The sequence below is a fragment of the Pseudomonas sp. Rh2 genome, assembly GCF_040762985.1.
GTDB classification, from domain to species: Bacteria; Pseudomonadota; Gammaproteobacteria; order Pseudomonadales; family Pseudomonadaceae; genus Aquipseudomonas; species Aquipseudomonas taiwanensis.
Map to the genome: position 1 here is coordinate 3,662,199 of NZ_CP142890.1, position 22,942 is coordinate 3,685,140.

23 protein-coding genes and 1 pseudogene are annotated in these 22,942 nt (G+C 63.7%); 13 read left to right on the top strand and 11 right to left on the bottom strand.

The annotated features are described in order from the left end of the window. Positions 1–10: 10 nt before the first annotated feature. The gene (locus tag VXM67_RS16560; protein WP_023381123.1) at positions 11–262 is read left to right on the top strand and encodes a lipoprotein; all 252 of its coding nucleotides are present in this window, start codon (positions 11–13) and stop codon (positions 260–262) included. On the opposite strand, the gene VXM67_RS16565 is transcribed toward VXM67_RS16560, so the two are convergent. Then, positions 252–887 carry a glutathione S-transferase family protein gene (locus tag VXM67_RS16565; protein WP_023381124.1) on the bottom strand — a complete coding sequence of 212 codons (636 nt, stop codon included), beginning with the start codon at positions 885–887 and terminating at the stop codon, positions 252–254. The two genes, VXM67_RS16560 and VXM67_RS16565, sit on opposite strands and share 11 nt — an antisense overlap. A 176-nt stretch (positions 888–1,063) precedes the next feature. Between VXM67_RS16565 and VXM67_RS16570 the strand changes: the two genes are divergently transcribed. Continuing rightward, complete coding sequence (locus VXM67_RS16570) at positions 1,064–1,594, top strand: GNAT family protein (RefSeq protein ID WP_023381125.1); 531 nt, start codon at positions 1,064–1,066, stop codon at positions 1,592–1,594. Positions 1,595–1,694: 100 nt separating this feature from the next. Next, a complete protein-coding gene (locus VXM67_RS16575; RefSeq protein ID WP_023381126.1) occupies positions 1,695–2,012 on the top strand; it encodes a DUF2388 domain-containing protein in 318 nt (105 codons plus the stop codon). Between the two features lie 106 nt (positions 2,013–2,118). On the opposite strand, the gene glcC is transcribed toward VXM67_RS16575, so the two are convergent. Beyond that, positions 2,119–2,883, bottom strand: a complete 765-nt coding sequence (gene glcC / locus VXM67_RS16580) for a transcriptional regulator GlcC (RefSeq protein ID WP_023381127.1) — start codon at positions 2,881–2,883, stop codon at positions 2,119–2,121. A gap of 222 nt (positions 2,884–3,105) precedes the next feature. Here glcC and glcD point away from each other — a divergent pair, with 222 nt between their 5' ends. Genes glcD through VXM67_RS16600 form a run of 4 tightly spaced genes read left to right on the top strand, consistent with a single transcriptional unit; the run spans position 3,106 to position 7,293 of the window. Further along, positions 3,106–4,605: a glycolate oxidase subunit GlcD gene (gene glcD / locus VXM67_RS16585; RefSeq protein ID WP_027907088.1), complete on the top strand. Its 1,500-nt coding sequence runs from the start codon at positions 3,106–3,108 to the stop codon at positions 4,603–4,605. Beyond that, entirely contained in the window at positions 4,605–5,657 is a 1,053-nt protein-coding gene (gene glcE / locus VXM67_RS16590; protein ID WP_027907089.1) for a glycolate oxidase subunit GlcE, read from the top strand. The genes glcD and glcE overlap by 1 nt, the downstream gene beginning before the upstream one ends. Positions 5,658–5,666: 9 nt before the next feature. Further along, positions 5,667–6,902, top strand: coding sequence for a glycolate oxidase subunit GlcF (gene glcF / locus VXM67_RS16595; protein WP_023381130.1), 1,236 nt, complete (start codon positions 5,667–5,669; stop codon positions 6,900–6,902). After that, the gene (locus tag VXM67_RS16600; protein ID WP_023381131.1) at positions 6,895–7,293 is read left to right on the top strand and encodes a heme-binding protein; all 399 of its coding nucleotides are present in this window, start codon (positions 6,895–6,897) and stop codon (positions 7,291–7,293) included. The genes glcF and VXM67_RS16600 overlap by 8 nt, the downstream gene beginning before the upstream one ends. 25 nt (positions 7,294–7,318) lie before the next feature. Here VXM67_RS16600 and VXM67_RS16605 read toward each other — a convergent pair whose 3' ends face one another. After that, positions 7,319–7,894, bottom strand: a complete 576-nt coding sequence (locus VXM67_RS16605) for a flavin reductase family protein (protein WP_367237172.1) — start codon at positions 7,892–7,894, stop codon at positions 7,319–7,321. Between the two features lie 229 nt (positions 7,895–8,123). Between VXM67_RS16605 and VXM67_RS16610 the strand changes: the two genes are divergently transcribed. Together VXM67_RS16610 and VXM67_RS16615 are read left to right on the top strand one after the other, a co-directional pair. Continuing rightward, a complete protein-coding gene (locus VXM67_RS16610; RefSeq protein ID WP_023381133.1) occupies positions 8,124–8,462 on the top strand; it encodes a hypothetical protein in 339 nt (112 codons plus the stop codon). A 133-nt stretch (positions 8,463–8,595) separates the two neighbouring features. Continuing rightward, positions 8,596–10,027: pseudogene (locus VXM67_RS16615) on the top strand (PLP-dependent aminotransferase family protein). On the opposite strand, the gene VXM67_RS16620 reads toward VXM67_RS16615, so the two are convergent. Then, entirely contained in the window at positions 10,020–11,216 is a 1,197-nt protein-coding gene (locus VXM67_RS16620; protein ID WP_023381135.1) for a CynX/NimT family MFS transporter, read from the bottom strand. The pseudogene VXM67_RS16615 and the gene VXM67_RS16620 overlap by 8 nt on opposite strands. Beyond that, positions 11,213–11,671 carry a nucleoside deaminase gene (locus VXM67_RS16625; protein ID WP_023381136.1) on the bottom strand — a complete coding sequence of 153 codons (459 nt, stop codon included), beginning with the start codon at positions 11,669–11,671 and terminating at the stop codon, positions 11,213–11,215. The genes VXM67_RS16620 and VXM67_RS16625 overlap by 4 nt, the downstream gene beginning before the upstream one ends. Positions 11,672–11,878: 207 nt before the next feature. Between VXM67_RS16625 and VXM67_RS16630 the strand changes: the two genes are divergently transcribed. Continuing rightward, on the top strand, positions 11,879–12,316 hold the full coding sequence (locus tag VXM67_RS16630) for a carboxymuconolactone decarboxylase family protein (RefSeq protein ID WP_023381137.1): 438 nt from the start codon (positions 11,879–11,881) through the stop codon (positions 12,314–12,316). Here VXM67_RS16630 and VXM67_RS16635 read toward each other — a convergent pair whose 3' ends face one another. Next, a complete protein-coding gene (locus tag VXM67_RS16635; protein ID WP_023381138.1) occupies positions 12,317–13,336 on the bottom strand; it encodes an AraC family transcriptional regulator in 1,020 nt (339 codons plus the stop codon). A 169-nt stretch (positions 13,337–13,505) separates the two neighbouring features. On the opposite strand from VXM67_RS16635, the gene VXM67_RS16640 reads away from it, so the two are divergent. From VXM67_RS16640 to VXM67_RS16650, 3 genes are read left to right on the top strand one after another with little or no spacing between them, the layout of a single operon-like run. Next, entirely contained in the window at positions 13,506–14,690 is a 1,185-nt protein-coding gene (locus tag VXM67_RS16640; RefSeq protein ID WP_367237173.1) for an acetyl-CoA C-acyltransferase family protein, read from the top strand. A 13-nt stretch (positions 14,691–14,703) separates the two neighbouring features. After that, entirely contained in the window at positions 14,704–15,552 is an 849-nt protein-coding gene (locus VXM67_RS16645; RefSeq protein WP_023381140.1) for a 3-hydroxybutyryl-CoA dehydrogenase, read from the top strand. Between the two features lie 12 nt (positions 15,553–15,564). Then, positions 15,565–16,146, top strand: a complete 582-nt coding sequence (locus VXM67_RS16650) for a TetR/AcrR family transcriptional regulator (protein ID WP_023381141.1) — start codon at positions 15,565–15,567, stop codon at positions 16,144–16,146. A gap of 250 nt (positions 16,147–16,396) precedes the next feature. On the opposite strand, the gene VXM67_RS16655 is transcribed toward VXM67_RS16650, so the two are convergent. Genes VXM67_RS16655 through VXM67_RS16675 form a run of 5 tightly spaced genes read right to left on the bottom strand, consistent with a single transcriptional unit; the run spans position 16,397 to position 22,896 of the window. Then, complete coding sequence (locus VXM67_RS16655) at positions 16,397–16,774, bottom strand: response regulator (protein WP_023381142.1); 378 nt, start codon at positions 16,772–16,774, stop codon at positions 16,397–16,399. Between the two features lie 44 nt (positions 16,775–16,818). Then, entirely contained in the window at positions 16,819–18,045 is a 1,227-nt protein-coding gene (locus tag VXM67_RS16660; RefSeq protein WP_023381143.1) for a hybrid sensor histidine kinase/response regulator, read from the bottom strand. Continuing rightward, positions 18,015–18,614, bottom strand: a complete 600-nt coding sequence (locus VXM67_RS16665) for a chemotaxis protein CheB (protein WP_104883557.1) — start codon at positions 18,612–18,614, stop codon at positions 18,015–18,017. Before VXM67_RS16665 ends, VXM67_RS16660 begins: the two co-directional genes overlap by 31 nt. Beyond that, on the bottom strand, positions 18,611–19,432 hold the full coding sequence (locus VXM67_RS16670) for a protein-glutamate O-methyltransferase CheR (RefSeq protein WP_023381145.1): 822 nt from the start codon (positions 19,430–19,432) through the stop codon (positions 18,611–18,613). Before VXM67_RS16670 ends, VXM67_RS16665 begins: the two co-directional genes overlap by 4 nt. Beyond that, the gene (locus VXM67_RS16675) at positions 19,429–22,896 is read right to left on the bottom strand and encodes a response regulator (protein WP_367237174.1); all 3,468 of its coding nucleotides are present in this window, start codon (positions 22,894–22,896) and stop codon (positions 19,429–19,431) included. Before VXM67_RS16675 ends, VXM67_RS16670 begins: the two co-directional genes overlap by 4 nt. Positions 22,897–22,942 lie beyond the last annotated feature (46 nt).

A 22,942-nucleotide genomic window follows, 5' to 3' on the forward strand; every position in this document is an offset into this window, starting at 1 on the left:
GAGCCGCCCAATGAAAGCCACGACCCGAATATTGATCACTGCCCTGAGCGCCCTCGGCGTGGCACTGCTTGGCGGCTGCGCCAGCCACCCGGAACTGCGCCCTTACACGGCGCAGGAAACCCTGCAACTGCAACTGGAGGCCCTACAGCGTCAAGGCCTTTCCATGGATGAGTACGAACAACGCCGTCGAGTGATTCTGCGCGCCGCCACCCCGCAAGCGGTGACTGAAGTGACCGGCGCGCAGCCTGCGATCAGCGGCTGACCGGCAGCGCCTTGGGCATCAACTCGTAGGGGTGCTTCCACCCTGGCAATGCCTTGATGCGCGCCTTCCAGGCTTGGATGTGGGGATAATTTTCCAGCTCGATGCCGGTGTCCTCAGGCATGTACACGTAACCCGCCAACGACAGGTCGGCAATGGTAACGCGCCCGCCCACCATGAAAGGGGTCTTTTCCAGGTGCGCATCGACCACGCTGTAGGCCGCCTTGGCCCGCTCGCGCAGGAAGTGGGTCACGTCCGTTTCACCGGTATTCTTCAGACAGAACAGAAAACGCAGCGCCGCGTAGTAGCTGGTGAACTTGTGGTTGTCGAATAGCATCCAGCGCCAGATTTCGCGTTTTTCGTCCTCGTTACGGGCAGCGAACTGGCCCGTGCGTTGCGCAAGGTAATCAAGAATCAGCGCCGACTGGGTCAACGTCTGCCCAGCGTGCTCGAGCACTGGTACTTCGCCCTGCTCGTTGACCTCGTCTCGCCAGGCCTGCTCACGGGTCTGGCCATTGAAGAAGTCGACGAATACCGGTTGCCAGTCCTGGCCGGTCAGTTCAAGCATCAGCGCAGCTTTGTAAGCGTTGCCGGATTCAGCGAAGCAGTGCAGCGTGTATTCGGACATGGCGGACCTTCATTTTCCCTTGAATGATCTGTGATCGGGTTCGCACCCGAGCCAGGGAGCAAATCATGCCCTGGTCGCCAGCGTCAATGCATCACTGATGCAATCGAGCCCACAGGTGAACCGTTGCGCCCGTTATGCTTAGATACAGCCCAGCACACTCCGCCAGGATGGCTCCGATGCCCTGCCCTTCATTGCCCCGCGCCGTCACCACTCAACGCACCCGGCTCAGTCGTCCGACCCCGGCCATAGCCTCCCAATTGCACAGGGCACTGCTGCGCAGCTACGCACTGCACCAAACCTTCCTGGCATGGGCCAAGGACGACTGGACGCTGGATGAAGTCCGCGACAGCCTGGAAGTGAGCGCCGAACAGTTTATCGACCCTGATGCTGAGAAACGCTACTTCGTGCTGACCCCGGACAACGCCGAAGTGGTCGGCTGCATCGGCCTGCGCCCCGGTCAGGATGGGTACGAGGTGGGTTACTGGGTCAGCCAGGACCACTGCGGACAAGGTTTGATGCGCGAGGCACTGGCAGGCCTGCTGGATGCCGTGGAGGTGCCGCTCTGGCTGACGACCGATCTGGCCAACAGCGCCAGCCAGCGCCTGGCCGAGCGTGTGGGATTCAGACGCGAGGGTTGCGTGCAAGTCGGACAGGCCCCTGGCACACCGCACGCGCTTTACCGCCGTCCGCCCACGGGTTGCCGCTGAGTCACTTGGCAGGATCGCCAACGGAACTACTGCCGGGCCCGCACCCTCTTAAGGATTGAGCGCCAACCCCTTTTGGCTGCACGCTTTTGGAGAACACGCTATGCGCAAACTACTCCTTGCCCCTGCACTGCTGCTCCTTCTGCCTGCCGGGGCTGCCCTGGCCAGAGTCGATGCCGGAGACGTCGCCACCTCGGCCGGTATCTCCGCGTCGCTGTATTCGACCTTCAAGGATGACAAACGCATCATCCCTGCCCGCGACGAGCTTTCGGCTTTTGTCGCCAGCGGTGGCGCGATTCGCGGCGCCTACGTGGAGTCGGCGCTGGAGCAGGCCCGCAAGGACCATCCAGGCCTGCAGGCCAGTGATGAAGAGCTGGCGCGCGCAATTCTGTCCCAGGATGACCCGATCGCCGAGCATTGATCGGCGCGGTGCGAACCCTGTAAGCGTCGGCTCGCCGGCGCTTGCGGGGCAGCCGGGGTCATCGCGGCCCACATAGCGCTCGAATCTCTAGAGGGCGATTCCACGCCTACCCCCACCCATCCATGCGCATGGTCGCCCGCACCAGGCGTTGTTCCTCTTGCTCGATCTCGCGCAGGCTGTCGCGTATGCCGTTGATGTGCTCGCGCGCCGCTCGCTGCGCCTGCTCGGGCAGTTGCTCCATCACGGCGTGGTATAGCCGCGCGTGTTGGCGGTCGATCTGACGCTTCTGCGCTGGCCGGCAGTACAGGTTGTTGACCGAGGCGAATACCGTGCTCAAGGTCAGGTCGCTGAGCGTCTGCAGGGTGTGCACCAACACCGGGTTGTGCGATGCCTCGCTGATGGCTCGGTGGAAGGCGTGGTCGCGGCGGGCGTGCTCGCGTGGGTCGTGGGCGTCAGCCGCCTCATGGGCCGCCAGCATCTCTTCGTAACGACGACGAATCAGCAGACGGTCGATCTCGGTGGCGCGCAGGGCCGCCAGGCGGGCCGACTCACCTTCCAGCAGCGCACGCACCTCCAGCAGGTCGAACAACGTACGCGGTTGCGAACTGAACAGATGCATCAATGGTGTACTGTTGGCCGAGCCGGTGAGGTCGGCCACGAACGAGCCACGCCCCTGTTCGGTGTCGATGATGCCACGCCCGCTCAAAAGACGCAGGCCCTCGCGCAGCGCCGAACGGGAACAGCCGAGCTTCTCCACCAGGCGTCGCTCCGACGGCAGCGCCTGACCGACCTTCAATACTCCCTCCACGATCAACCGCTCGACCCGCTCGGCCACCTGTTCGGCGACCTTGGCCTTGCCTTCAGTAATCATACGTATCCTCTGACTGGTAGGACCACATGTACTGCATGCCGCAATCTAGCCATGGAGCGCCACGAATCACCAGCTTTCGTGCGAAAAACTGGTAGGACCAGCTGCCCGAAGGCTCGACCGAACGCCTCCGTCGGCGCAGGCTGAAAGGGTGATGGGTTAACCGTGAGCGCGCGCCTGCCACAGGTGCGCGATAACAACAAGAATTGCCTCTGAGTGAGCCTGATGAGCATCCTTTACGACGAACGTGTCGATGGGGAACTGCCCGCCATCGACCTGCCTGCCCTGCTGTCGGCCTTGCGCGAGGCGCTACCCGACCTCGATATCCTGCACCGCGCCGAAGACCTCAAGCCGTACGAGTGCGATGGTCTCTCGGCCTACCGCACGCTCCCGCTGCTGGTGGTGTTGCCTGAACGCCTGGAACAGGTGCAAACCCTGCTCAAGCTCTGCCATGCATGGGGAGTGCCTGTGGTTGCACGGGGCGCCGGCACCGGGTTGTCGGGCGGCGCCCTGCCCCTGAGCAAAGGCATCCTGCTGGTGATGGCACGCTTCAACCGCATTCTCGAAGTGAACCCACAGGGCCGCTTCGCCCGTGTGCAGCCTGGGGTGCGTAACCTGGCGATTTCCCAGGCGGCGGCGCCCCATGGTCTTTACTACGCGCCGGACCCGTCCTCGCAGATCGCCTGCTCGATTGGCGGCAATGTCGCCGAGAATGCCGGTGGCGTGCACTGCCTGAAATACGGCCTGACCGTGCACAACCTGCTCAAGGTCGAAATCCTCACCGTCGAGGGCGAACGCCTGACCCTGGGCGGCGATGCCCTGGACAGCCCGGGCTTCGATCTGCTGGCCCTGTTCACCGGTTCGGAAGGCATGCTGGGTATCGTCACCGAAGTGACCGTCAAACTGCTGCCCAGCCCCCAGGTGGCGCGGGTGCTGCTGGCAAGTTTCAACCGCGTCGAGGATGCCGGTCGGGCGGTCGCCCAGATCATCGCCGCCGGGATCATCCCAGCCGGCCTGGAAATGATGGACAACCTGGCGATCCGCGCCGCCGAGGACTTCATCCACGCTGGCTACCCGGTGGATGCCGCCGCGATACTGCTGTGCGAACTCGACGGGGTCGAGGCAGACGTGCACGACGACTGCGAACGCGTCGCAGCCGTGCTACAACAGGCCTGTGCCCGCGAGGTACGCCTGGCCTGCGACGAGGCCGAGCGTGCGCGTTTCTGGGCCGGGCGCAAGAACGCCTTCCCGGCGGTGGGCAGGCTCTCGCCGGACTACTACTGCATGGACGGCACGATTCCGCGTCGCGAGCTACCACGGGTACTCAGGGGCATCGGCGAGTTGTCGCAGGAATACGGCCTGCGCGTGGCCAACGTGTTCCACGCCGGCGACGGCAACATGCACCCACTGATCCTGTTCGACGCCAACCTGCCAGGCGAACTGGAACGCGCCGAGGCCATGGGTGGACGGATTCTGGAGCTGTGCGTCGCGGTGGGTGGCTCCATCACCGGTGAGCATGGCGTGGGGCGCGAGAAGATCAATCAGATGTGCGCGCAATTCAACAGCGACGAAATCACCCTGTTCCACGCAGTGAAGGCCGCGTTCGATCCGAAGGGTTTGCTCAACCCCGGCAAGAACATCCCGACCCTGCATCGCTGCGCCGAGTTTGGGGCGATGCATGTGCATCATGGCCAACTGCCCTTCCCCGAACTGGAGCGCTTCTGATGAGCATGGATCGCGACCTCAGCCAGGACCTGCTGGAACAGGTCAACCAGGCGCTGAACCTAGGCAGCGCGCTGCGCATCCAGGGCAGCAACAGCAAGGCCATGCTTGGCCGAGCGGTGGCCGGCGAAGTCGTCGACACCCGTGGCCACCGTGGCATCGTACGCTACGACCCGACCGAACTGGTGCTCACCGCCCGCGCCGGTACACCGCTGCGCGAGATCGAGGCAGCGCTGTACGAAGCCGGGCAGATGCTGCCCTGCGAACCGCCGCACCTGGGTACCGAGGCGACCCTTGGTGGCATGGTCGCGGCGGGGTTGTCCGGGCCACGACGGCCCTGGGCCGGTTCAGTGCGCGACTACGTCCTGGGCATACGGATGATCACCGGCCACGGCAAGCTGCTGCGCTTTGGTGGTGAAGTGATGAAGAACGTGGCCGGTTACGATGTCTCGCGGCTGATGGCTGGCAGCTTCGGCTGCCTGGGCTTGCTGACCGAGGTGTCGCTAAAAGTGCTGCCACGTCCACGGCAATGCCTGAGCCTGCGGTTGCCCATGACCCGCCACCAGGCGCTGGCAGAGCTGGCCGAATGGGGCCAGCAACCCTTGCCGATCAGCGCCGCCTGCCACCACGGCGACGCACTGTACCTGCGCCTGGAAGGCGGCGAAGGTTCGGTGCAGTCGGCCCGTCAACGGCTGGGGGGCGAGGAACTCGATAGCCGCTTCTGGAGCGACCTGCGTGAACAGCGCCTGGGCTTCTTCGCTGCCCCAGCGCCGTTGTGGCGCGTGTCGCTGCCGATTGCCACCGGCGAACTGGAGCTGCCGGGCGAACAGCTGATCGACTGGGGCGGTGCGCAGCGCTGGCTCACCTCCACGGCCCCAGCGGCGCTGATTCGTGAGCAGGTCGCCCAGCGCGGCGGCCATGTCACAGGCTATGCAGCGGGCGATGACAGCAGCGCACCACTGCCCGCCGCGCTGATGCGCTACCACCGCACCCTGAAGCAACAGCTCGACCCCCAGGGGGTTTTCAACCCCGGTCGTTTGTACCCGGATCTGTGAGGCCACGCCATGCAAACCAACCTGAGCGAAACATCCAAGCGCCTGGCCCGCGCCGAAGAGGCCGAAAGCATCCTGCGCGCCTGCGTGCACTGTGGTTTCTGCACCGCCACCTGCCCCACCTACCAACTGCTTGGCGACGAACTGGACGGCCCGCGCGGACGTATCTACCTGATCAAGCAGGTGCTCGAAGGCGCGCCAGTCACCGCCAGCACCCAAGAGCACCTGGACCGCTGCCTGACGTGCCGCAACTGCGAAACCACCTGCCCCTCGGGGGTGAAGTACCACGATCTGCTGGACATTGGCCGCGCCGTGGTCGAGCAGCAAGTGCCGCGCCCCCTCGGCCAGCGCCTGCTGCGCCAGGGTTTGCGGGCGGTGGTGCCTCGGCCGGCCCTGTTCAAGGCCCTGAGCTGCACCGGCCAGGTGTTGCGGCCGCTGTTGCCGGCCACACTCAGGCATAAGCTGCCGGTGCATGTCGCCGATCCAGGCAAGCGCCCGGCACCACGCCATGCCCGCCGGGTGTTGCTGCTCGAAGGCTGCGTACAACCCGCGCTGTCGCCCAACACCAACGCGGCCGCGGCAAGACTGCTGGACCGCTTGGGTATCAGCGTCGAGCCGGCGTTCGAAGCCGGCTGTTGCGGCGCCGTGGATTATCACCTCAACGCCCAGGAACGCGGCCTGGAACGCGCACGACGCAACATCGATGCCTGGTGGCCGGCCATCGAAGCAGGCGCCGAAGCCATCGTACAAACCGCCAGCGGCTGCGGCGCGTTCGTGCGCGACTACGGTCACCTGCTGGAAAAAGACCCACGCTACGCCGCCAAGGCCAGACGGGTCAGCGACCTGTCACGCGATCTGGTGGAGATCCTGCGCGACGAGCCGGTCGAGCAACTGGGCCTGTGCACCGAACAGCGTCTGGCCTTCCATTGCCCGTGCACCCTGCAGCATGCCCTCAAGCTCGGCGGCGCGGTGGAGCGCCTGCTGACACGCCTGGGTTTCTCCCTCACTGCAGTGCCGGACGGCCATTTGTGCTGTGGCTCGGCTGGCACCTACTCGCTGACCCAGCCGGCATTGTCGCAACAGCTGCGCGACAACCGCCTGGACGCCCTGGAAAGCGGCAAGCCGCAGATCATCGCCACCGCCAACATCGGTTGCCAGACCCACCTCGACGGCGCCGGGCGCACAACCGTGCGCCATTGGATCGAAATCGTCGAAGCAGCCCTGAACCCGGAGACCAACCATGCATAGCAAGCCCGTGATCGGCCAGGCCGAAGTCCATCGCCTGCTCAGCGCCGCCCGGCAACACGCACAGGCCAACCAGTGGAACGTGACGATCGCCGTGGTCGATGATGGCGGCCACCCATTGGCCCTGGAACGCATGGACGGCTGCGCCCCGGCCAGCGCCTACATCGCCGTTGAAAAGGCCCGCACCTCGGCGCTGGGACGCAAGGAAAGCCGCGATTACGAGCAAATGGTCAACGGTGGGCGCACCGCATTCGTCACCGCGCCCTTGCTCACCAGCCTGGAAGGCGGCATACCGCTGAGGATCGACGGCCAAGTGGTGGGCGCCATCGGTGTGTCCGGGGTCAAGTCCGAGCAAGATGCCGAAGTGGCCAAGGCCGGGGCCGCTGCATTGTGACGGCGTCGTTGCCAGAAGCCAGACGTCAGTCCGGCACCACCACCGGCTCACCGATTGCGTAGAAATGCCCACCCGCCACGTAATGCAGGCTGCGCCACTGCGGGTCGGCATGCTCATAGGCCCAGTGCCCATCACGGAACACCCGATCGTCCGCCCAGGCTGCCACCACTTCACCGATGAACAGGTCATAGGTGTTCTGGTTGTGCGGCTCGTCGATCACCCGGCACATCAACCAGGCCGAGCAGCCCTGCACCAAGGGTGGCGCGTAGCCCTGGACATGGGCCAACTCGACGCCAATGCTGGCCAGCTTGTCGGGGTGGTCGAACAGGCTGCGCGTGCCGACTTCGTGGGTCAGCTCAGCCTGAGCAGCCGTCGGCACCTGGATCGCGAACCAGCCACTGCCTTCTACCAATTGCCGGGTGCGGGCCGTCCTGTCGAGCACCACCGTGACCTTGGGTGGGTCGAAGTCCAACGCACAGGCCCAGGCAGCAGCCATGACGTTTTCCACGCCCGCATGGTGCGCGGACACCAGCACGGTCGGCCCATGATTGAGCAGGCGATAAGCCTTGTTCAGGTCGACGGCTTGAAAATGGCTGTTCATCGGGACGCCTCGGCAATGCGATTTAGCGAGACATTGTGCCGCAGTGCCATAGGGCGGTACCAGCCTGACCGATGGCGCCAATAGCGATAAATTCGGAAATTTCCCACGGACAGAACGGATGTGCCTTACTTGTCGCAGCCACCCGGCGAAAACATGATCGGCACTGGATGACAAAAGGGCCGCAAGGAACTGGCGGCCCGACCCCGCTCGCGATCCGAGGAGGTTCCCCATGCTGAAACACCTGCGCACCACCGCCGAACTGCGCAGCGCCCTGCGCGAACTGCTGGACCACGACATCAGCAACCCTGATGACGACCCGCACCTGTCCGGCGTGCTGTTCTTCTGCTCGACCGATGAACGCACCCGGCAACTGGTCGAACAGATCGAGCTACTGGCCAGTGAAGTGTTCTTCGATGCCAGTGGCCGCGCCATCAGCCACCGCATGAGCGCCGTCGCCGTGGAAGGGGTGCGCATCAAACAGAAGCGCAAGGCACCGGCTGACGAGACGGTGATCCGCATCGCCCTGCCGGACAAAAGGTACATCACCGTGAGCACGGCTCGATTCTAGTGTGGTGTTTCAGAAATACCACACTAGGTAACCCGCACGGTGGCGCTGCCATGCCCTGTAACAGCGATCTCGGGGTGCACGTTGACCAGCGGTATCCGCTATCCTGAGCAATTCTGCGCTGCGGACCCCCACCATGGAATTGCACATCCGCCTGGACGGCCGCAAAGGCTTGGCCGACCAGCTCTATCGACAACTGCGTGCCGGTATCGACAGTGGCCACCTGGCCGCGGGCACCCAGCTCCCCCTCCCGGCTGCTGGCCGAACAACTGGGGGTTTCGCGCAAGACCGTGGCCGAGGCCTATTCCCGTCTGACCTACGACAACTTGCTCAGCGGTGTAGTAGGTCGCGGCACCTTCATCACCCCACGGCAACCGGTGAGCGTGAGCGATACGCAGGCCATTCCCCTGGCCGCCGCCGACTCGCTGCAACGCTGGCAGCAGCGGGCCACGGTGCTAGCCAGGCGCACGCTGCAAGCGCCCTCGCGCTATGACTTCGTTGGCGGCGCCTCGACCAAGGCGCAGTTTCCCTTCGACCAGTGGCGCAGTTGCCTGAACTACGCGTTGCGTCGCAGCCAGCGCCATCCCGAGCGGCAATTCCCGGCCCAGGGGCTGCCAGAGCTGCGCGAAGCCATTGCCCACCACATCGCCTACGCCCGCGGCGTGCACTGCAGCGCGGCGGATGTGCTGGTCTGCAACGGCGCCCAGCAAGCACTGGACCTGATTGCCCGCGTGCTGATCGAACCCGGCTGCCAGGTGGCCATGGAAGACCCCGGCTACCCACCCGCACGGCAACTGTTCCTGGCCCTGGGTGCCCGCCTGCAATCGGTACCGGTGGACGACCAAGGCATGTGCGTCGAGCAGATCGCCCAAGGCACGCGGCTGATCTACGTCACCCCTTCGCATCAGTTTCCGTTGGGCATGCCGATGAGCGAAGGCCGCCGTCAGGCTTTGCTGGCCCGCGCCGCAGAGCTGGGTGCACTGATCATCGAGGACGACTATGACTGCGAATTCCGTTACCACGGACCGGCGTCGGACGCCCTGCAGCGCCTCGACCGACACGGTCTGGTGGCCTATGTCGGGACCTTCTCGAAAACCTTGCTGCCCGAGCTGCGCCTGGGCTACGCGGTGCTACCGGCCGCAGTACTGCAGGCGGCCTGCGTGGCCAAGCACCTGACCGACTGGCACAGCCCCACGCTGCTGCAGTGGGCATTGGCACGCTTTATCAGCGAAGGACACCTGAACAAGCACATACGCCGCTGCCACGACATCTACAGCGCCCGCCGCGAACGGATCCTGTCACGCCTGGAAGGCGACCTGGCCCCATGGTTCCGGGCCGTGCCCGCCAGTGCTGGTTTTCACCTGAGTGCGCTGGCGCAGCCGCAGGTCGATGTGGAGCTTCTGGCCAACCTGGCCCGCAAGGTCGAAGTAGGCCTTTACTCACTGGCCCCCTTCTACCACGAAGTCCCGGTGCGCCCTGGCTTGTTGATGGGCTTCGGTGCGATCGAGCTGCTGGACATCGACCCGGCCCTGGACCGGGTGGTCGATACCCTGCAACGACTCAGTTGACCGCAGGCGCCCGGTCGACCCGCTGCGCTCGGGCGATTGCGACCGAATAGCCGCGCGGGGCAAAACACAGGGTGACCAGCAGCATCGCCAGCACAGTGAGCGCCAGCAACGACCAGGACGCCTGGAAGTCACCGCTCACATCACGCAACCAACCGGTGATGTAGGGCACGATGCCGGTGATGATGAAACCGATCCCCTGCACGAAGGCTGCCAGGCTGCCCGCCTCGGCCGGAGTCTTCAGGTGCTCCAGGGTCAAGGTCAGGCTCAGGCTGAAGCATGCACCCAGGCCGAAGCCGATCATCGCCACCCAGGCCCCCATGGCCTGCGTCGGCGCCAGCAACAACCCCAGAAAACCGACCAATTGGATCGACAAGGCCATCCACAGCCCTGGGCGACGATCGAGCCAACGCCGCAATAGCAATGGCAGTCCCAAGGCACCGGCAACCTGGAAGAGGGTCATCAACCCGACCAGGTCACCACCGCCCTGAGCCGTGCCACCGTGCTCCAGGTGGTAGGCCGGCAGCCAAGCGACCATGCTGGTATAGCCACCATTGATCAGTCCGAAGTACAGCGCCAGCAACCAGGCCCGACGGTTGCTGAACCAGTGCCCGCCGGCGGTACTGGACCGTTTCGGTACAGCCTGGCGGGGGCGCAGCGACCCCCAGGCGAGTGCCGCCAGCACCGCGGGAATCGCCCACAACCCAAGGCCTGCCTGCCAGCGCCCGAAGTACTCACTCAGATGCGGCCCGAACACCGCCGCCAGCCCTCCTCCACTCATCAGCGCCGCCGAGTACAACCCCATGGTTGCCGCCAGGCGGCTGGGGAACCAGCGGTTCACCAGCCCCGGCATCATGCCCTGGACCACGGCCACGCCTAGCCCGGCAAGCACCGCACTGGCGACCAACGCGGCGGCGCTGTCCAGTTGCAGACGCCACAGGCAGGCCAAGGCAATGGCCGACAGCCCGACCAGCATGCCACCGTGCTCACTGAGCCAACGCCGCAGCCAAGGTTGCAGCAATGGCACCAGTCCCATGCACAGCACCGGCAACGCGGTCAGCAACGCAGCCTGTTGGTAGCCCAGGCCCGTGCTTTCGCGCATCGGTTCGAGCAACGGGCCGATACTGGTAAGGATGGGCCGCAGGTTCAACGCCAGCAGCACCACCAGCAACACGTTCAGTGCACCTCTCATTGTGTGCTGGCCTGCTTCCATTGTTGATAGAGGCCGGCCTCACCCGAGGGCTTGAAGGGGCGAAGCGGCAGACATTGCTGCTGCGGGGGCCGGGCCATCTGGGCATAGACAGCCGCCGTGGACAGTCCATAGGGCTCGCCTTCGTCATTGTCATAGGCGAACCAGGCACGCTCGATGCCACACAGGTGCATGGCGGCCAGGCACATTGGGCACGGATGGCCGCTGGCATAGATCTGCGCACCGTCCAGGCGCGCTTGCCCCAAGGCCTTGGCCGCCTGGCGAATGGCCTGCATTTCGGCATGGGCGGTGGGGTCCTGGGTGCAGTGGATCTCGTTGACCGCACGGGCCACGACCTTGCCCTGGTACACCAGCACGGCGCCGAAGGGCCGGCCGCCGGCCTGGATATTGGCACGAGCCAGCTCAAGGGCTTCGCGCATGTAACGTTCTTCGGGCATGGACACGTACTCCTGATGCAAGACCCGGTCATTATCCCGGCAGACGCTTGCCGGCTGAAATGAAGAGATTGGATGCCTGCCAGTGGCTACCCGAATGGGGCCATTGGCCTCCCTTGAAAGCGCGGGATTGGCTATCGGGTGAGCGCACGGGCACGGCTAAGGTAGCTGCATGTCCACACCCCTTCACACTTGAATACGGAGACTGTCATGCAAGCGCGCATCGAATGGGCCAAGCACGCCCCGCAGGCCTACAAAGCCATGGTCGGCCTGGAGCAGGCCCTGGCCAACAGTGGCCTGGAAAACTCACTGCTGGAGCTGGTGCGCCTGCGCGCATCGCAGATCAACGGCTGCGCCTACTGCGTGAACATGCACGCCAATGACGCGCGCATGGCCGGCGAAACCGAAGCACGCCTGCAAACCTTGAGCGTATGGCGCGAAACCCGTTACTTCACGCCACGCGAACGTGCAGCACTGGCCTGGGTAGAAAGCCTGACCCGCCTCGCCGAACACGGCGCACCGCAGGCGGAATACGACGCGCTGTTCGAACACTTCGAAGCCGAGGAAGTGGCCAACCTGACGCTGGCGATCGCCACCATCAATGCCTGGAACCGCTTCGGTGTTGGCTTTGCGATGGTGCCGGCCTGATCACTCGGTTCTGGCTACCGCCAAGCGCGCCCGGTAGGTACCCGGGCTCTGCCCCGTCCACTTCTTGAACGCCCGGTGGAACGCACTGGGCTCTTGAAAACCGGCCTGCTCGGCAATTTCGGCAATGCTCAAGGTGCCGTCGCGTAGGCGCTCGAAAGCCATGGCGCGACGTACCTCGTCCTTGATCTGCTGGTACGAGCGCCCTTCGCGTTCCAGTTGTCGACGGAAGGTGCTGGCACTAATGCCTTGCTGATCGGCCAGCGCTGCCAATGTCGGCCATTGCCCGTATCCCCGCGCGCGCAGGTGACGGTACACCTCGGCCACCAGGCCATTCTGGTTGCGAAAGCGAATCACCAGCCCCTGGGGCGCACTGCGCAGAAAGGTCTTGAGACCGGCCAGGTCCTGTACCACCGGCAGACGCAACCAGGCGCTGTCGAACTCCACTTCGGTACGGCCGCTGCCCAGGCGCAGGTCCGGCCCCCACAGCAACAGGTCATCTTCCTGGGCCGGGCGCGCCACCGAGAGCTCGGTTCGGTCGATGGCAATGCGCTGACCGGCCAGCCAGCACGACAGACCGATCATCAGCACCAGGTAGGTTTCCTCGGCGTACACCCGGGTCAAAGGGTCGACGATGCTCGACTGTACGCTGATCACCGCCCGGCCGCCGCGTACCGTCAGGCTGCCGTGCAGGTCACGCAGGAACAGACTGAAATTGGCCATGCACTGGCGCAAGGCCTTTTCCAGGTTCGGTTCCTGGATCAGCCCACGGCAGATCAGGGCAAAACTGCCCAGCGGCATGCCGTGGCTGTCGAGACGGAAAAACTCATCGTCGAGCAGTTGAATCAGCTCTAGCCACAGCTGCGCGAAAGCCTTGGCCGGCACCCGCGCCTGGGGTTGCCCGAGCAGCGCCGGGTCGATGCCCACGGCACGCAGACGCGCATCGCGTTCATCGGGGCGATCACGCAAGGCATGAAGCATGGCATTGAGAAAGTACACCGCGACCGAATCGCTCTCGCGCATGGCGTTTTTCGCTGTCTATGCTGAGTGGCAAAAAATGCCAGGTTGACTGAACAGTTCCGGCATAGGCTCAAGCCCGGCCTTTGCCTAGACTCGGACCTAACCGACGGATCACCGGCCATTCTCGCAGAGCCTGGCCCGGTCCCGCCATGCCTTCGCAATCGGAGCCCCTATGAGCAGCGCAGAAATCTACGTCGTCAGTGCCGTCCGTTCAGCCATCGGTGGCTTTGGCGGATCCCTCAAGGACCTGCCGCTGGCCGACCTGGCCACCGCCGTGACCCGCGCCGCGATCGAGCGCTCGGGCGTGGCCGCCGACCAGATCGGCCATTTGGTGATGGCCAACGTCATTCCGACCGAGGCACGTGATGCCTACCTCAGCCGAGTGGCTGCGCTGAACGCGGGCCTTCCCAAGGAGACCCCCGCGTTCAACGTCAACCGCCTGTGCGGCTCCGGCCTGCAAGCCATCGTCTCGGCGGCCCAGTGCCTGCTGCTGGGCGATGCCGACGTCGCTGTGGCCGCGGGCGCCGAGTCGATGAGCCGTGGACCGTACCTGCTGCCTCAGGCCCGCTGGGGCGCACGCATGGGCGACCTGCAAGGCATCGACTACACCGTTGGTGTGCTGCGCGATCCCTTCGAGCACTTCCACATGGGCATCACCGCCGAAAACGTCTCGGCCAAGCACGGCATCACCCGCGAAATGCAGGACGAACTGGCCCTGACCAGCCAGCGCCGCGCAGCGCGTGCCATCGCCGAAGGCCGTTTCGCCAGCCAGATCGTCCCGCTGGAGCTGAAAACGCGCAAAGGCAGCGTGCAGTTCAGCGTGGACGAGCATGTGCGCGGCGATGTAACTGCCGAGCAACTGGCCGGTATGAAGCCGGTGTTCAAGAAAGACGGTACCGTCACCGCTGGCAACGCCAGTGGCATCAACGACGGTGCTGCCGGCCTGGTCCTGGCTTCCGGCGAGGCGGTACGGCGCCTGGGCCTCAAGCCGCTGGCGCGCCTGGTGGCGTATGCCCATGCAGGCGTCGAGCCAGAGCTGATGGGCCTGGGCCCAATCCCAGCCACCCGCAAGGTCCTGGAAAAAGCCGGCCTGAACGTCAGCGACCTGGACGTGATCGAGTCCAACGAAGCCTTCGCCGCCCAGGCCTGTGCCGTGGCGCGTGCGCTGGACTTCGACCCGGAAAAGGTCAACCCGAACGGCTCAGGTATCTCGCTTGGCCACCCCGTCGGCGCCACCGGGGCAATCATTGCCACCAAGGCCATCCATGAGTTGCATCGCATCCAGGGCCGCTATGCCCTGACGACCATGTGCATCGGCGGCGGCCAGGGTATCGCCATCGTCTTCGAACGCGTCTGAGGGAGCCAGGAACATGAGCATTGAACGAATCGCCGTGATCGGCGCTGGCACCATGGGCAATGGCATTGCCCAGGTTTGCGCAGTGGCGGGCTACCAGGTGCTACTGGTGGACGTTTCCGACGCAGCGCTGGAACGCGGTGTGGCGACCCTGAGCAAGAACCTCGAACGCCAGGTCAACAAAGGTACCTTGACCGCCGACCAGGCCCAGGGGGCGAAAACGCGTATCCGCACCAGCACCGACTACGCTCAGTTGAGCGGTGTACAACTGGTGATCGAGGCCGCCACCGAGAACTTGCAGCTCAAGCAACGCATCCTGCAGCAGGTGGCTGCCAATGTGGCTGCCGATTGCCTGATCGCCACCAACACCTCATCGCTCTCGGTCACCCAGCTGGCCGCGTGCATCGAGCACCCGGAACGCTTCATCGGCGTGCACTTCTTCAACCCGGTGCCGATGATGGCGCTGGTAGAGATCATTCGTGGCCTGCAGACCAGCGACAGCACCTATGCGCAGGCCCTGGTAGTCACCGAGAAGCTTGGCAAGACGCCGATCACCGCAGGTAACCGCCCAGGTTTCGTGGTCAACCGCATTCTGGTGCCGATGATCAATGAGGCGATTTTCGTGCGCCAGGAAGGCCTGGCCAGTGCCGAGGACATCGACACCGGTATGCGCCTGGGCTGCAACCAGCCGATCGGTCCGCTGGCGCTGGCCGACTTGATTGGCCTGGATACCCTGCTGGCGATCATGGAGGCCTTCCACGAGGGCTTCAACGACAGCAAGTACCGCCCTGCTCCGCTGCTCAAGGAAATGGTCGCGGCCGGTTGGCTGGGGCGCAAGAGCGGTCGTGGCTTCTTCACTTACTGAGGAGCGAATGCCATGCCACCTGTCACTGCCGAAATGCGCTGTAGCAACTTTGAAGAGCGGCGTGACAGGGCCATGGCACTGTTTGCCGAGAAAGGCTTCGGGCAGGTCAGCATGCGCGAACTGGCGGCGCACGTGGGGCTGACCGCAGGCTCGCTGTACCATCACTTTCCCAGCAAGCAGGACCTGCTGTACGACTTGATCGAGGAGTTGTACGAGGAACTGCAGGCGACGCTGGACCTGGGCCGTCGGGCCATGGCCCGGGGAGCATCGGCGCTGTCGTGCCTGATTGCCGCGCACTGGGAGCTGCATGTGCAGCGGCCCATGCAGTTTCGCCTGGCCGAACGCGATTTCTGTTGCCTGAGCGAGGCGCAACAGGCGCGCTTGAACGTGCTGCGCAAGCGCTACGAGTCGGGTTTGCTGCGCTTGATTGCGCCTCGGGCAACGCTGTCGGGGGACGCCCTGGCGGCGACGGCCCACGTGCTGGCGACCTTGCTCAACCAGTTGCCAGCACTTTTGCAGGCATTGCCACAGGAGCAAGGGCTGGGGTTGATGGAGGACCTGCTGGTGGGGGGGATAGAGCGCACATTGCGCTAAGCGCTGTACGAAAAGCCTTGAAACTCGGTGATGCTGCGTTGAAAACAGCCTCGGAATGCTCATTTACAACCCGTAAACTCCGCTTCCTCGGCTGTTTTCACCTTGCCTGACCTTCGTCTCAAGACTCTTCATACAGACCCTAGGCTGCTGTTTTTGAGTTACGTGCGGGTCTCTTCGCGGGTGAACGCGCGCCCACAGAGCTGCCACAGCCCTGGTGAGAGCGGGTTTCTCTGCGCAGAGGCCCGTCGCATCAGCGCAAAAGCGCTTGGATCTGCTCGCGCAGCGTATCCAGGTCGAACGGTTTGGCCAGGATCGGCGCCTTGCGCGCGATCGGGCTTCCTGATTCGAGAATCTCCGCCGGGTAGCCGCTGATGAAGATCACCTTCAAGTCCGGTCGCAACTTCACCGCAGGCTCGGCGATCTCAACGCCGGAGATGCCGCCCGGCAGGCGAAAATCGGTCACCATCAGGTCCAGGTGCGGTTTGCTCGCCAGAATGGCGAACGCTTGCTCACCATCCTCGGCCACCAGCACGTGGTAACCCTCGCCTGCCAGGTAGTCGCGCAGGATCATGCGAATCGCCGGTTCGTCCTCGACGATCAGTACCACATCTTGTGCATCTTCACTCATGACAACGCCTTGAAATTCTTTAAGTTGGCCTTCTGACCCCTGGCTCAGGCAGAGGTTGCCCGCAGCGGGTCGTTTTGTTCGGTCGTACGCGCCAGCGGCAATTGCACACTGAAGGTGGCACCCTGGCCTTCCTCGCTTTCGACCAGGATCCGCCCGCCATGGGCCTGGACGATCTGCTCGGAAATGTACAGTCCCAAGCCCAACCCACCACTGGCCTGATGCGCGGCAACCCGCTCGAACTGGTGGAAAATCCGCTGCTGGTTGTCCGCACTGACGCCGATACCCTGGTCCTGTACCTGCACCCAGGCCATGCCGTCCTGGGCGTAGACGCGCACCTGCACGGGGCGCCGCTCACCATAACGCAATGCGTTGGACAACAGGTTGGCCACCACTTGCTCAATCCGAAATTCGTCCCACTCGCCCTGCAGGGGCTCGCAGCGCAGCAGTTCGATGTGAGTGTCCAGGGCAGCGGCCTGGGCCGCGAAGTTTTCGACCAACCCACGCACCAACTGGCTCAGGTCGAACGGTTTGGGCCGCAGCGACAGTTTGCCGGTGCGAATGCGCGACACATCGAGCATGTCTTCGATCAGCCGGATCAGACTGTTGATCTGCCGCTCGTCGCGCTCGACCATAGCCTGCAGCTTGTCGGCGGTAAACGCTTCGAGCTTGCCTCGCGCCAGGTGCATCTTGCGCAACTGGGTTTCGAGGATCAGGCCATTGAGCGGGGTGCGCACTTCATGGGAAACGATCGACATGAAGTCGTCGCGCATGCGCACCGCCCGCTCCAGCTCTACCCGGGCAGTTTGCAGCTGGGCCAGCAGCACCTCCTGCTCCTGGCGGCTGCGCTCGAGGGCCTGCAACTGGCGGTCGAGGACCTTGCGTTGGCGGAACAGGTCGACGAAGACCGAGACCTTGCTCTTGACCGCCAGGGTATCGAGCGGTTTGTGCAGGAAATCCACGGCACCGCTTTCATAACCCTTGAACGCGTAGTTCAGTTCACGACCCGCGGCGCTGACGAACACGATGGGGATGTTGCGGGTCTTGTCGGTGCCGCGCATCAGCTCGGCCAGTTCGAAGCCATTCATGCCCGGCATCTGCACATCGAGAATCGCCAGGGCGAATTCGTGCTCCAGCAGCAGCGACAGCGCCGCTTCAGCCGAACGGGCCTGGTGCACTTCACGATCGTCGCCCTGGATCAGGGCTTCGAGGGCCAGCAGGTTTTCCGGCAGGTCGTCGACGATCAGCAGTTTGGCGATGATGTTGCTTGACATGCGCTGGGTTCCAGGTTGGCGAGCAACTGCTCGATACCGCTCAAAGGAAGAATCAGGTCCGGGCGATGCAAAGCCAGTGCGGCTTCCGGCATCAACGCCACCTGTGCGTCATCGGGGTCCTGGACCACGGTCCGGCCTCCGGATTGTTTGATGTAGGCAAGCCCTTCGGCGCCATCTTCGTTGGCGCCGGTGAGCAACACGCCGAGCAGCCCGGCACCAAAGGCATCAGCTGCCGACATGAACAAAAAATCTATCGCCGGCCGCGAGAAATGCACCGGGGCTTCCTGGCTCAGCGACAGGCTCAGGTCACGTTCGATCGACAGATGGTAACCGGGCCCGGCGACATAGATCTGGCCGGGGCGGATGGTCTGCTTGTCGCAAGCCTCATGCACCGGCCGCTGCAATCGTCGTTGCAACACTTCAGCCAAGTGACTGTGGCGGTCACCCGGCAGGTGCAGCACGCACAAAATGGGTATGGCGAAGTTTTTCGGCAGTGCGCCAAGCACCTGCAACAGCGCCGTGACACCTCCCGCCGAGGCCCCCATGACCACCGCTTGTACGCCCTTCATGATTTACGGTAGATCCGTTCGGGCTTGACCAGCGGCTCGAACCGGTCGCTGTAAGCCGAAAAGTCCACCGATTCCTTGCTGCCGAGCAACAGGAACCCCCGGTGACACAAGGACTCATGAAACAGGCCCAGGGCCCGGTCCTGCAATTGCTTGTTGAAGTAGATCAGGACGTTGCGACATGACACCAGCTGGGTTTCCGAGAACACGCTGTCGGTGGCCAGGCTGTGGTCGGCGAACGTCACGTTCTCGCGCAGGCTACTGTCCATGATGGCGTTGCCATAGGCTGCGGTGTAGTACTCGGAAAAATCCCGGCGCCCACCGGCCAGGCGGTAGTTCGCTTCGTACTCGCGCATGCTCTTGATCGAGTAGATGCCCTGCTTGGCCTTCTCTAGCGAGTGCGGGTTGATATCGGTGGCATACAGGATGGTGCGGTCGAGCAGGCCCTCCTCGCGCAGCAGGATGGCCATGGAGTAAACCTCCTCGCCTGTGCTGCAACCGGCGATCCACACCTTGATCGAAGGCCAGGTGCGCAGCAGCGGCACTACTTCGTTGCGCAAGGCCAGGAAGTGCTCGGGGTCGCGAAACATCTCGCTGACAGGGATCGTCAGGTACTGCAGCAACTGCATGAACATGCCGGGGTCGTGCAGCACCCGCTCCTGCAGCGCCGATACGGTCATGCACTCGAACTGGCGCAGCGCATGGAGGACCCGGCGCTTGATGGAAGCGCCGGAGTAATTGCGAAAGTCATAGCTGTACTTGAGGTAGATCGCCTCGATCAGCAGCCGGATCTCGATATCGGTGTTGCGTTCGCTAGTCAAATTCGCTCCAGTTGCGGCAGCCAGACACGAATCAGCGAGAACAGTCGGTCCAGGTCGATCGGTTTGGCCAGGTAGTCGTTTGCACCCGCCTGCAGGCAACGCTGCTGGTCATCCTTCATGGCCTTGGCGGTCACGGCGATGATCGGCAGCTTACGCCAACGCGGCTGCTGGCGAATCAGCCGGGTGGCTTCAAAGCCGTCCATTTCCGGCATCATCACGTCCATCAGCACCAGGTCGATGTCGTCGTGCTGCTCCAGGCGCTCGATGGCCTCACGCCCGTTGCGGCCGATCTCGACGATCGCGCCCTTGTGCTCCAGGGCACTGGTCAACGCGAAAATGTTGCGCATATCGTCGTCCACCAGCAACAGCTTGCGCCCCTCGAAGACTCTGTCGCGGCTGCGGGCAGTCTTGAGCATGCGCTGGCGTTCATGTGACAACTGCGACTCGACTTTGTGCAGGAACAGCGTCACTTCGTCCAGCAGACGTTCCGGAGAACGCGCGCCCTTGATAATGATCGAGCGCGAGTACTTGAGCAGGTCGGCTTCTTCCTCGCGCGTGAGGTTGCGTCCGGTATAGACGATCACTGGCGGGAAACTACGGATGTCCTCGGCGGTCATGCGTTTGAGCAACTCGTTACCTTGCATGTCCGGCAGCTTCAGGTCGATGATCATGCAGTCGTAGATGTTCTCGCGCAACAGCTCCAGCGCTTCCTGCGCCATGGCCACGGCGGTGATCTCGACATCGTCGTCGCCGATCAACCGGGCAATGCTCTCGCGCTGCAGGTCATCGTCCTCGACCAGCAGGATGTGCTTGAGCTTCTGGGTCAGCTTGGCTTCCAGGCGGGCGAACACCTCCTTGAGTTCATCACGGCTGGTGGGCTTGACCGCATACCCCACCGCGCCCATGTGCATGGCCGCCTCGACCCGGTCTTCCACCGAGATGATATGCACCGGAATGTGCCGGGTCATGGCCTGTTCCTTGAGACGCTGCAGCACGGTAAGGCCGGAGTGGTCAGGCAGCCGCATGTCCAGCAGGATGGCATCGGGGATGTACTGCACCGCGAGCTCGAAGCCTTCATCGGCCCCCTGGGCCACCAGGCAGCTGTATCCGAGCTCGTGCGCCAGGTCGAAGAGGATGCGGGCGAAGTTCGGCTCATCCTCGATCACCAGGATGCAACGATTGTCGAACGGCGCTTGTCCACGGTCATCGTCGAACGCCGGTTTCGGGCGCTTCGGCGCGCTGGGTTGGCTGACCTGGGGCGCAGGTGGCAGCGCATCCACCGCCGGGCGCAGGCTTTGCGGCTCGATCACCTGATCCTGGGCCTCATAGCGCTCAGGCAGGATCAGACTGAACACACTGCCCTGGCCTGGGCTGCTGTCGACGCTGATCTGCCCACCCAGCAGATGCGCCAGGTCGCGGGAAATCGACAGACCGAGGCCAGTGCCACCGTAGCGCCGGTTGCTGCTGCCATCGACCTGGTGGAAGGCGCCGAAGATCGCCTCTTGCTGATCGGCGGCAATGCCGATGCCGCTGTCGCGCACCGCGAAGACGATGCCGGTGCCCGCCTGGTGGCTGATGTCCAGGCTGACCTGACCGTGATCGGTGAACTTGATGGCGTTGGACAGCAGGTTCTTGAGGATCTGCTCCAGACGCTGGCGGTCGGTGAACACGGTGACCGGAACCGACGGCTCAACCCGCACGGCAAAGGCGAGGCCTTTGTTCTCGGCCAGCGGCAGGAACATACCTTTCAGGCCGTCTACCAGGCGCTCGACCTGGGTAGTTTCGGGACGGACTTCCAACTTGCCGGCCTCGACCTTGGCGATGTCGAGAATGTCGTTGATCAGGTTCAACAGATCGTTGCCGGCCGAATAGATCGATTCGGCGAACTTGACCTGCTCTTCGCTGAGGTTGCCCTCGCCGTTCTCGGCCAGCAGCTTGGCCAGGATCAGCGAGCTGTTGAGGGGCGTACGCAGCTCGTGGGACATGTTGGCGAGGAACTCGGACTTGTACTTGCTCGAGCGCTGCAGATCATCGGCACGGGCTTGAAGCTCCTGCTGGGCCTGGTTCAGTTCATCATTCTTGCGGTTCAGCGCGTCGGTTCGCTCGGACAGCTGTTCGTTGGTCTGTTCCAGTTCCGCCTGCTGGGTCTCCAGATACGCCTGGGACTCCTTGAGCACGCGGGATTGCTCTTCAAGCTCTTCGTTGGCGGTCTTGAGCTCTTCCTGCTGGACTTGCAACTCTTCATTGAGCTGCTGAGTCTCGGCCAGCACCTCCTGCAAACGTTGACGATAGCGGGCGCTTTCGATGGAGATGCCCAGGTTGCCGCAGACGCGATCGAGCAACTCGTCATCCCGCGTTTGCAGCGGACGCAAAAAGCCCAGCTCGATCACGCCGTTGACCCGGCCATCATCGCTGGTCGGCATCAGCAGCGCACTGCGCGGCAGGCCGCTGCCCAAGCCGGAACTGAGACGGTAGTAATCGGCAGGCAAGTTGTCCAGGCGCAACAAGCGCCCTTGACGCACTGCCTGGGCCATCAGCCCTTCACTGTCGCCCAGCACCTGCTCGCGGGCCTGCTCCTCGGCATCCAGGCCGTAGCTGGCCACGCGGATCAGCCGCCCATGCTCGTCTCGCACGTACACCGCACCGACCACACTGCCCAGGTACCTGGCGAAAAAGCGCAGGATATTGTCGCCTAGCATCGGCAGGGTCAACTGCCCCAGCACCTGCTCGGCCAACTGGGTCTGGCCGTTGCGCAGCCAGGCCTGATGTTCGAGGCGTTCAGCCGAGCGCTGCTGTGCCAGCAGGTTATCGTTGTAACTGGTGGACAGCGAAAGCAGGTCACGCCTGCCCAGGTAGGCCAACAAGGCAGTGAGCCCGACGATCAGCAGCACGAACGCGGATATGGCCGTCACCGTGACGGTACTGACCTTTTCGTTGCGTGCCGAGCGCAACTGCTGTTCGGTGAGAATCAGGTCATCGAACTCCCTACGGATCTCGTCAGTGATGCGCTTGCCGCGACCACTGCCTATCAAGGCCTGGTAATTGCCCTGATCGCGACGCAACGCGATCATTCCACTGCCGAATTCGTTCCAGGCCTGCTGCAGGGCGATCAAGCGGTCGATGCGATCGACCTGCTGCGCGTTGTCCCCGACCAGTTCGCGCAAACTTTTCAGGCTACCCAGAATGCGTGGCTTGGCCACCTCGTAGGGATCGAGGAAACGTTCTTCACCGGTCAGCAGAAAACCCCGCATTCCAGTTTCCATGTCGATCGAGAGCTTGAGCGTTTCATTGGCATTGCCAATCACTCGGTCGGTATGCTCCACCCATTGCATGGCCGACAGCAGGTAGTTGATCACCGTGACGAAGGCCACGGCGCCCAGCAGGCCTACGCCCAAGGGCAGGCTGATGTTACGAGCCAACAGTTTGCGGAAACTTTTCTGGTCCATGGAGGCGGCCTGAGTCATGAGATAACGCCCGAGCAAAAATTAAAGTCCATTGAAACGGTGTAGC

What these genes read in the sequence shown, in the direction of transcription:
- VXM67_RS16560 (WP_023381123.1), top strand. Translation starts at nt 11, where the DNA reads ATGAAAGCCACGACCCGAATATTGATCACTGCCCTGAGCGCCCTCGGC.
- VXM67_RS16565 (WP_023381124.1), bottom strand. Translation starts at nt 887, where the DNA reads ATGTCCGAATACACGCTGCACTGCTTCGCTGAATCCGGCAACGCTTAC.
- VXM67_RS16570 (WP_023381125.1), top strand. Translation starts at nt 1,064, where the DNA reads ATGCCCTGCCCTTCATTGCCCCGCGCCGTCACCACTCAACGCACCCGG.
- VXM67_RS16575 (WP_023381126.1), top strand. Translation starts at nt 1,695, where the DNA reads ATGCGCAAACTACTCCTTGCCCCTGCACTGCTGCTCCTTCTGCCTGCC.
- glcC (WP_023381127.1), bottom strand. Translation starts at nt 2,883, where the DNA reads ATGATTACTGAAGGCAAGGCCAAGGTCGCCGAACAGGTGGCCGAGCGG.
- glcD (WP_027907088.1), top strand. Translation starts at nt 3,106, where the DNA reads ATGAGCATCCTTTACGACGAACGTGTCGATGGGGAACTGCCCGCCATC.
- glcE (WP_027907089.1), top strand. Translation starts at nt 4,605, where the DNA reads ATGAGCATGGATCGCGACCTCAGCCAGGACCTGCTGGAACAGGTCAAC.
- glcF (WP_023381130.1), top strand. Translation starts at nt 5,667, where the DNA reads ATGCAAACCAACCTGAGCGAAACATCCAAGCGCCTGGCCCGCGCCGAA.
- VXM67_RS16600 (WP_023381131.1), top strand. Translation starts at nt 6,895, where the DNA reads ATGCATAGCAAGCCCGTGATCGGCCAGGCCGAAGTCCATCGCCTGCTC.
- VXM67_RS16605 (WP_367237172.1), bottom strand. Translation starts at nt 7,894, where the DNA reads ATGAACAGCCATTTTCAAGCCGTCGACCTGAACAAGGCTTATCGCCTG.
- VXM67_RS16610 (WP_023381133.1), top strand. Translation starts at nt 8,124, where the DNA reads ATGCTGAAACACCTGCGCACCACCGCCGAACTGCGCAGCGCCCTGCGC.
- VXM67_RS16620 (WP_023381135.1), bottom strand. Translation starts at nt 11,216, where the DNA reads ATGAGAGGTGCACTGAACGTGTTGCTGGTGGTGCTGCTGGCGTTGAAC.
- VXM67_RS16625 (WP_023381136.1), bottom strand. Translation starts at nt 11,671, where the DNA reads ATGCCCGAAGAACGTTACATGCGCGAAGCCCTTGAGCTGGCTCGTGCC.
- VXM67_RS16630 (WP_023381137.1), top strand. Translation starts at nt 11,879, where the DNA reads ATGCAAGCGCGCATCGAATGGGCCAAGCACGCCCCGCAGGCCTACAAA.
- VXM67_RS16635 (WP_023381138.1), bottom strand. Translation starts at nt 13,336, where the DNA reads ATGCGCGAGAGCGATTCGGTCGCGGTGTACTTTCTCAATGCCATGCTT.
- VXM67_RS16640 (WP_367237173.1), top strand. Translation starts at nt 13,506, where the DNA reads ATGAGCAGCGCAGAAATCTACGTCGTCAGTGCCGTCCGTTCAGCCATC.
- VXM67_RS16645 (WP_023381140.1), top strand. Translation starts at nt 14,704, where the DNA reads ATGAGCATTGAACGAATCGCCGTGATCGGCGCTGGCACCATGGGCAAT.
- VXM67_RS16650 (WP_023381141.1), top strand. Translation starts at nt 15,565, where the DNA reads ATGCCACCTGTCACTGCCGAAATGCGCTGTAGCAACTTTGAAGAGCGG.
- VXM67_RS16655 (WP_023381142.1), bottom strand. Translation starts at nt 16,774, where the DNA reads ATGAGTGAAGATGCACAAGATGTGGTACTGATCGTCGAGGACGAACCG.
- VXM67_RS16660 (WP_023381143.1), bottom strand. Translation starts at nt 18,045, where the DNA reads ATGTCAAGCAACATCATCGCCAAACTGCTGATCGTCGACGACCTGCCG.
- VXM67_RS16665 (WP_104883557.1), bottom strand. Translation starts at nt 18,614, where the DNA reads ATGAAGGGCGTACAAGCGGTGGTCATGGGGGCCTCGGCGGGAGGTGTC.
- VXM67_RS16675 (WP_367237174.1), bottom strand. Translation starts at nt 22,896, where the DNA reads ATGACTCAGGCCGCCTCCATGGACCAGAAAAGTTTCCGCAAACTGTTG.